The organism is Nocardia alni (genome assembly GCF_019038435.1).
GTDB lineage: Bacteria > Actinomycetota > Actinomycetes > Mycobacteriales > Mycobacteriaceae > Nocardia > Nocardia alni.
In genome coordinates, this window is record NZ_JAGPOX010000128.1 from 22,175 (window position 1) to 28,174 (window position 6,000).

6 protein-coding genes are annotated in these 6,000 nt (G+C 68.2%); all 6 read left to right on the plus strand.

Annotated features, from left to right (window positions below):
- The first annotated feature begins 103 nt into the window (after positions 1-103).
- Positions 104-997, plus strand: coding sequence for a hypothetical protein (locus JZ791_RS34540; protein WP_216900510.1), 894 nt, complete (start codon positions 104-106; stop codon positions 995-997).
- A gap of 12 nt (positions 998-1,009) precedes the next feature.
- Positions 1,010-1,144: a hypothetical protein gene (locus JZ791_RS46205; RefSeq protein WP_256462015.1), complete on the plus strand. Its 135-nt coding sequence runs from the start codon at positions 1,010-1,012 to the stop codon at positions 1,142-1,144.
- Between the two features lie 188 nt (positions 1,145-1,332).
- The gene (locus tag JZ791_RS34545; protein ID WP_216900512.1) at positions 1,333-2,220 is read left to right on the plus strand and encodes a hypothetical protein; all 888 of its coding nucleotides are present in this window, start codon (positions 1,333-1,335) and stop codon (positions 2,218-2,220) included.
- Between the two features lie 15 nt (positions 2,221-2,235).
- Positions 2,236-2,910: a hypothetical protein gene (locus JZ791_RS34550; protein WP_216900514.1), complete on the plus strand. Its 675-nt coding sequence runs from the start codon at positions 2,236-2,238 to the stop codon at positions 2,908-2,910.
- Between the two features lie 204 nt (positions 2,911-3,114).
- Positions 3,115-4,446, plus strand: coding sequence for a hypothetical protein (locus JZ791_RS46310; RefSeq protein WP_216900516.1), 1,332 nt, complete (start codon positions 3,115-3,117; stop codon positions 4,444-4,446).
- 448 nt (positions 4,447-4,894) lie between these two features.
- A partial coding sequence (locus JZ791_RS34560; protein WP_216900518.1) for an Hsp70 family protein occupies positions 4,895-6,000 on the plus strand: 1,106 nt, incomplete at its 3' end.

The window sequence follows — 6,000 nt, forward strand, 5'->3', positions numbered from 1 at the left end:
CAGCGTTGTGCTGTGGCCGTCGGTGGTGCTGTGCGACGCGCTCGAGTCGGAGGTCAGTCCGCTCGACAGGCCGCTGCTGCTCGTCGACAGCCCACTGTGATCGGTGGTCGTCGCCGAGGTATCCGCGGCGGTGACGTCGGCCGCGTGCGTGGTCGACGAGCTGGTGTCGCTGGACGACGCGGCGGTGGTGGCCGCCGACGTGGTCGTGGGCACCGTGCCGGCGGCCGTTGTCGACGCGTGCGCGGTGTCCGAGCTGGTTGCCGCCGCGGTGGTTGAGGCCGTGGTGGCGGTCGGAGTCGACGCGAGCGCGGTGACATTGGCGCTGGTGTGCGTGTCGGTCGCGGACGTGGAGCTGGTGCCCAGGTCCGCGCTGGGAGCGGTCGTCGCCGCGTGCGCGGTCGTGCTCGCAGTGGAATCGGTCGCGGTAGCGGCCGAACCCGTCGTATGCGCGGTCGTGCTCGCTGTGGAATCCGTCGCCGTGGCGGCCGAACCCGTCGTATGCGCGGTCGTGCTCGCGGCGGAGTCCGTCGCGGTAGCGGCCGCGCCGGTCGCGTGCGAGGTTGTGCTCGCGGCCGTGGTGGCGGTCGTTGCCGACGTGCTCTCGCTGGCGGTGGTTCCGTGCGCGGCTGTGCTGGTCCCGGTGGTCGCCGACGTCTCCGAAGCCGCAGCCGCAGTGCCTCCGGCCGCCGCGGCCGTGCTCGTGGCCGCGGTGGCGCTGGTAGTCGCAGCGCCGAGGTCGGCAGCCGGGGCGTGGGCCGCGGTGCTGGTCAGCGACAGCGAGTTCGACACCGCACTGGCCGTAGGAGTGGCCGTCGCCTGCGCCACCGTGTGGGACACGGACTGCGTGGCGACGTCGGTCTGCACCGCCGTGGACACCGGAGTGACCGCTACCGGCGCAACCGCCGTAGCAGCCGCCTCGGAGGTCGCCGCCGTGGTCACGGCCGTGGTCGCCGCGGCCGCCTGGCTAACATGCGCGCTATTCACGGTGCTCGACTGACTCAGCGCCGTAGTGCTGGTCCCGGACAAGCCCAGCGAGGTGCTGGACGTCAACGACGACGCCAACCCCGTGCTGTGCGCGGACCCGAGATCCGCCGACGGCGCAGTAGCCGCCGAAGCCGTGGCACTGGTAGTGAATCCACCCTGAGCCTGCCCGCCGGCGGACCCAGCCGTACTCCCGTACCGCTCCCCCTGCGTACCAGAATCCCGCTGCCCCGCCTGGTGCTCTCCTCCCTGAGAACCATTGCCACGCTGCGAGTCTCCCGCCCCACCGAACTGCCCACCCGCATGCACACTGCCACCCACAGCCAAACCACCCGCCGCACCGGCATTTCCATGCGCAGCCCCATCATCCTGACCAGCACCCCCGGGATTGCCGTGCTCACCAACCTGCCCCGCACCACCATGCTGACCGGAGTTCCCGTTCACTCCCGGATGCCCGGCCCCGTTCGAGCCACCATGATCCCCCGGATTGCCATGCTGACCCGACTGACCCACACCGCCAGGGTTACCGTGCTCACCGGACTGACCGGCACCACCATGCTCACCAGGGTTACCGTGCTGGCCGGACTGGCCCACACCACCAGGGTTACCGTGCGTACCCGACTGCCCCGCACCATCCGAGCCACCATGCTCACCGGGATTGCCGTGCTGACCCGACTGACCAGCACCACCATGCTCACCAGGGTTGCCATGCTGCCCAGGATTCCCATTGTTGCTAGAGCTGCCGGCACCGTCGTGGTCTCCAGAATGGTTGGAACCACCGGAATTCCCACGCCCACCGGACTGCCCCGCACCACCGCGCTCACCGGAGTTACCGTGGCCGCCAACGCTTCCCGCACCGCCGTGCTGCCCGGGGTTGCCGTACTCGCCAGCCCCACCATGCTCACCCGGGTTGCTTCGCCCACCGGGATCGCCGTGGTCGCCAGAACGGTTGGAGCCTCCCGGGTTCCCATGATCACCGGACTGACCGGCACCACCGCGCCCGCCGGACCGACCCGCGCCACCATGCTCACCGGAGTTACCCTGGCCGCCAGTGCTTCCCGCACCGCCGTGGTCGCCAGAACGGTTGGGGCCTCCCGGGTTGATATCTCCTGGACGTCCATGGTCACCGGAGCCGTTCGAATTGTCGGGCCGACCATGGTCGCCGCCGTTGCCGTGCTGTCCGGGGTTGCCGTATCGACCGGTCCCACCGTGCTCTCCAGGGGCGCCGTGCTCGCCTGAACCGCCCGGGTGGCTGTGATCGCCGGTGCTGCCTACACCGCCATGGTCGCCGGAACGGTTGGGGCCGCCTGGGTTGACGCCTCCTCGGCCGCCGTGGTCGCCAGAACCGTTGGACTCGCCACGATGGTCGTGGTCACCAGGGGTGCCCTGTCGGCCTTGGTTGCCGCCGTGCTCGCCGGGGTTGCCGAACTGGCCAGAGTTGCCGTGGCCACCGGAGTTGCGGTGGTCGCCAGGGTTGCCATGCTCACCGGGCTGGCCGGCGCCGCGCTCACCGGACCGACCCGAGCCGCCCCACTCGCTCGAGTTGCCGTGCTGGCCGACGTTGCCATGGTCGCCAACGCTGCTTCCGCGGTGGTCGCCAGAGCGGTTGGGGCCTCCCGGGTTGATATCTCCTGGGCGACCGTGATCACCGAAGCCGTTCGACTCGCCGGGGCGGGTGTGGTCACCGGGGTTGCCCTGCCGGTCGTGGTCGCCGCCCCGCTCGCCGGGGTTTCCGAAGAGGCCAGGGTTGCCATGGTCACCTGGGTTGCCCTGTCGGCCGTGGTCGTTGCCGCGCTCGCCCGGGTTGCCGCGCTCGCCTGGGTTGCCGAACCGGCCGGGGTTGCCGTGCTCGCCTGGGTTGCCGTGCTCGCCTGGGTTGCCGTGCTGACCGAGGCCACCGTGGTCACCGGGGTTGCCGTGCTCGCCTGAACCGCCTGGGTGGTTGTGGTCACCAGGGGTACCCGCACCGTCGTGGTCGCCGGAACGGTTGGGGCCGCCAGGGTTTACATGGCCGGGGCGGCCGTGGTTGTCGGAGCCGTTGCCTCGGTCGTGGTCGCCGGCCCGCTCTCCTGGGTAGCCGAATCCGCTCTGGTGTCCGTGGTCCCCGCCGAGGCCGGGCTGTCCCGGACCGTCGTGCTGATCGTGGCCACCGAAGCCGTTCTGAGTTGTTCGGCCCGGCCAGGTGCCGGTGTGGTCGCTGAAGCTGGTTTGCTCACGGAAACCGACGCCACCGAAGCCGAACTGCTCGCTCTCACTGAACGAGCTCGCCTCGGTGAGGCCGTTGTGCTCACCGAAATAGTCGCGCTCATCGAAGGAACTCACCCCAGCCAAGCCGACGTGATCGCCGAGGTGCGACTGCTCACCGAAATCTGCCCGGTGGTCGTCGGTGAACTGGTGCTCGGAGAATCTGGTCTGCCCATCGTGGCTGATCCCGCGATCGAATCCGACGCGCTCACCGAACTGGTCGCGCTCGTTGAACGAGCTCACCCCTGTAAAGCCGCTGTGGTCCCCTATGCGCGAATGCTCACCGGAATCTGCGCGGCGGTCACCGTACTCGTGATCGGTAAAGCTGGTCTGCTGATAGGAGGCAGTGCCACCATTGAAATTGGTGTGCTCACCCTCGCCGAACGAGCTCGCGCCTGTGAAGCCGTTGTGGTCCCCGACGTGCGAATGTTCACCGAAATCTGTCTGACGGTCACCCGCATGCTCGTGATCGGCGAATCTGCTCTGCTCACCATGGCCGGATTCGCCGACGAACCCGAAATGCTCGCTCTCGTTGAACGAACTCACCCCGGTCAGGCCAGCATGGTCACCGCCGTGCGAGTGCTCACTGAAATCTGTGCGGTGGTCATCGACGCGGTCGACGAACCTGGTCTGCTCACCGAAGCCGGCGCCACCACCGAATCCAACGTGGTCACGCAACTGCTCGCTCTCGTTGAACGAGTTCGTCTGGGTGAAACCGGCGTGATCACCGAGCTGCGAGCGCTCGCTGACAGACTCGTGATCAGCGAAATTGGTTTGGCCACCATCGAATCCGGTGTGATCGCTGAACTGCTCACTGTCACTGAACGAACTCGCCCCCGCGAAACCGGCGTGATCACCGAGCTGCGAGCGTTCGCTCACGGACTGGTGATCGGCGAAACTGGTTTGGCCGCCGGTGAATCCGGTGTGATCGCTGGACTGCTCGCTGTCACTGAACGAGGTTGTCTGGGTGAGGTTGTTGTGGTCGCCGAAGTTCTGGGTCTCGGACTCGTAGGTGGTGGAGGCGGTGCTCTCGGCGAAATGTGTTCCAGCTTGCGACCATTCGGAGACGGACTGTTGGAAATCGCTGGCGGTGATGTTGTCGGTGAAGCCTGTGTGGGTGTCGGAGGTCTCGGGGACGGAGTGGGAGATGCTCTGCATGTCCACGGTGCTGCCGGGGCCGACGTGGGTGTTCCAGTCGTTCTGGGTGCTGCCCGCGAGTAGCGACTCGGAGCCGGTCTGCACGGTGGCGCCGACGCCGACGAGGGCGGGGTGTGCGGCCGGCATCTGCGCGTCGGTGGCCACGGCGACGCTGCCGTGCGGCGCCTCGCTGCCGACCACGGTCTGCGACAGGCTCTGCTGCGCATCCACACCGGTCGCCGCGAGTTGGGTCGATCCGGTTGCTTCCATCTCCACAGTCATTGCTGTTCCTATTCGTTGCCGACCCCGTTCTTCCGCGAGGGCGATTGCGATCCGAAGTTAAGGACGCCGCCTATGAGCCAGCTAGGTGTGATCTGTGGCTCAGCCACAGGTTGCTTACAAAGTTCTGTGAACTGTTTGACCTGATCAGAGCCGGGATTGATCACACAGCGGGCACGCAGGGGATTACCAGGTTCGCTCCCTAGCCTTTGTGCACGAGCGAACTACGCGGATCACGGAATGGAGTGGGCACATGGCACCGGCACTGGGCATCGTCATCGGATCGGATGCGTTCGTCCGCGCGGCCGGAGACCGCCCCGACATCACGCGGATACCCGCCGTCCTGGCCTTCGGCGGCGGTGCGCGGCCGGTCCTGGGACGGCCCGGCAGCGGAGCGGGGTGCGAATACCGGGACTTCACCTCTCGCGTGGGCGATCCGGTGCCGGTCATGGCCGACGGTGAGGAGCGTTCGGGTACCGAGCTGGTCGCCACGGCGATCGACTGCTTGGCCGAGGGCGCACCCGCGGTCGTCGTGGCTCACCCCGCGGTGTGGACCGACCATGCCGTGTCCGAGCTGCGTGATGCCCTCTCGAAGAGGGGAATTCCCGTCAGGCTGCTATCCGAGGCGGAGGCCGCCTACGCGGGACTGCTTGCGGCGCAGTATATTTCCGAGCGCGCCACGGTCGTGCTGTGCGATGTCGGGGCCGCGAGCACCGACATCGCCGTGGTGCGGCCGAGCGGCAAGAGCGGGGCGGTTCGTGTCGAACGCGCCACGCGCTCACACGAATTCGGCGGAGAGCTGGTGGATTCCCTGCTCTTCGAACACGTACTGGACGAATTGTCCTGCGCCTACCCGGAATTCGACCCCACTGATCGCCGTAACTGGGACGGGCTGCGTGAGCTGCGTGCACGACTCGTCCACGCCAAACAGCAGCTCTCCCGGGATATGTCGGCAGTGGTCGAGGTGAATCTGCCCGGCATCCGGGAACAGCGGCGTATCGTGCGCGCGGAACTGGAGGCGCTGATCGCCGAGCCGGTGCAACAGGCGGTGCAGCGCATCGTGCGCACTACCGACGCGGCCGTAGGAGCCGGGCATGAGGTCGAGGCCATCGTCCTCGTCGGCGGCGGCGCGGCGATACCGCTACTGGCCGAATATCTTTCGACCGCCACCGAAGTGCCGATCGCGGACACGTCCGACCCGGGCACGACCGTCGCGCGCGGCGCCGCCCTGCTCGCCGCCCGCGCCGCCGCGGGCCGTCCGGTCAACCGTGGCGCGGCGCGCGTACTGCCTCCCGGACAGCCGGCCAACCCCGCCCCGATGGCCGCTGCGATCCCGAAGGTCCCTGTCCCTCCCCGATC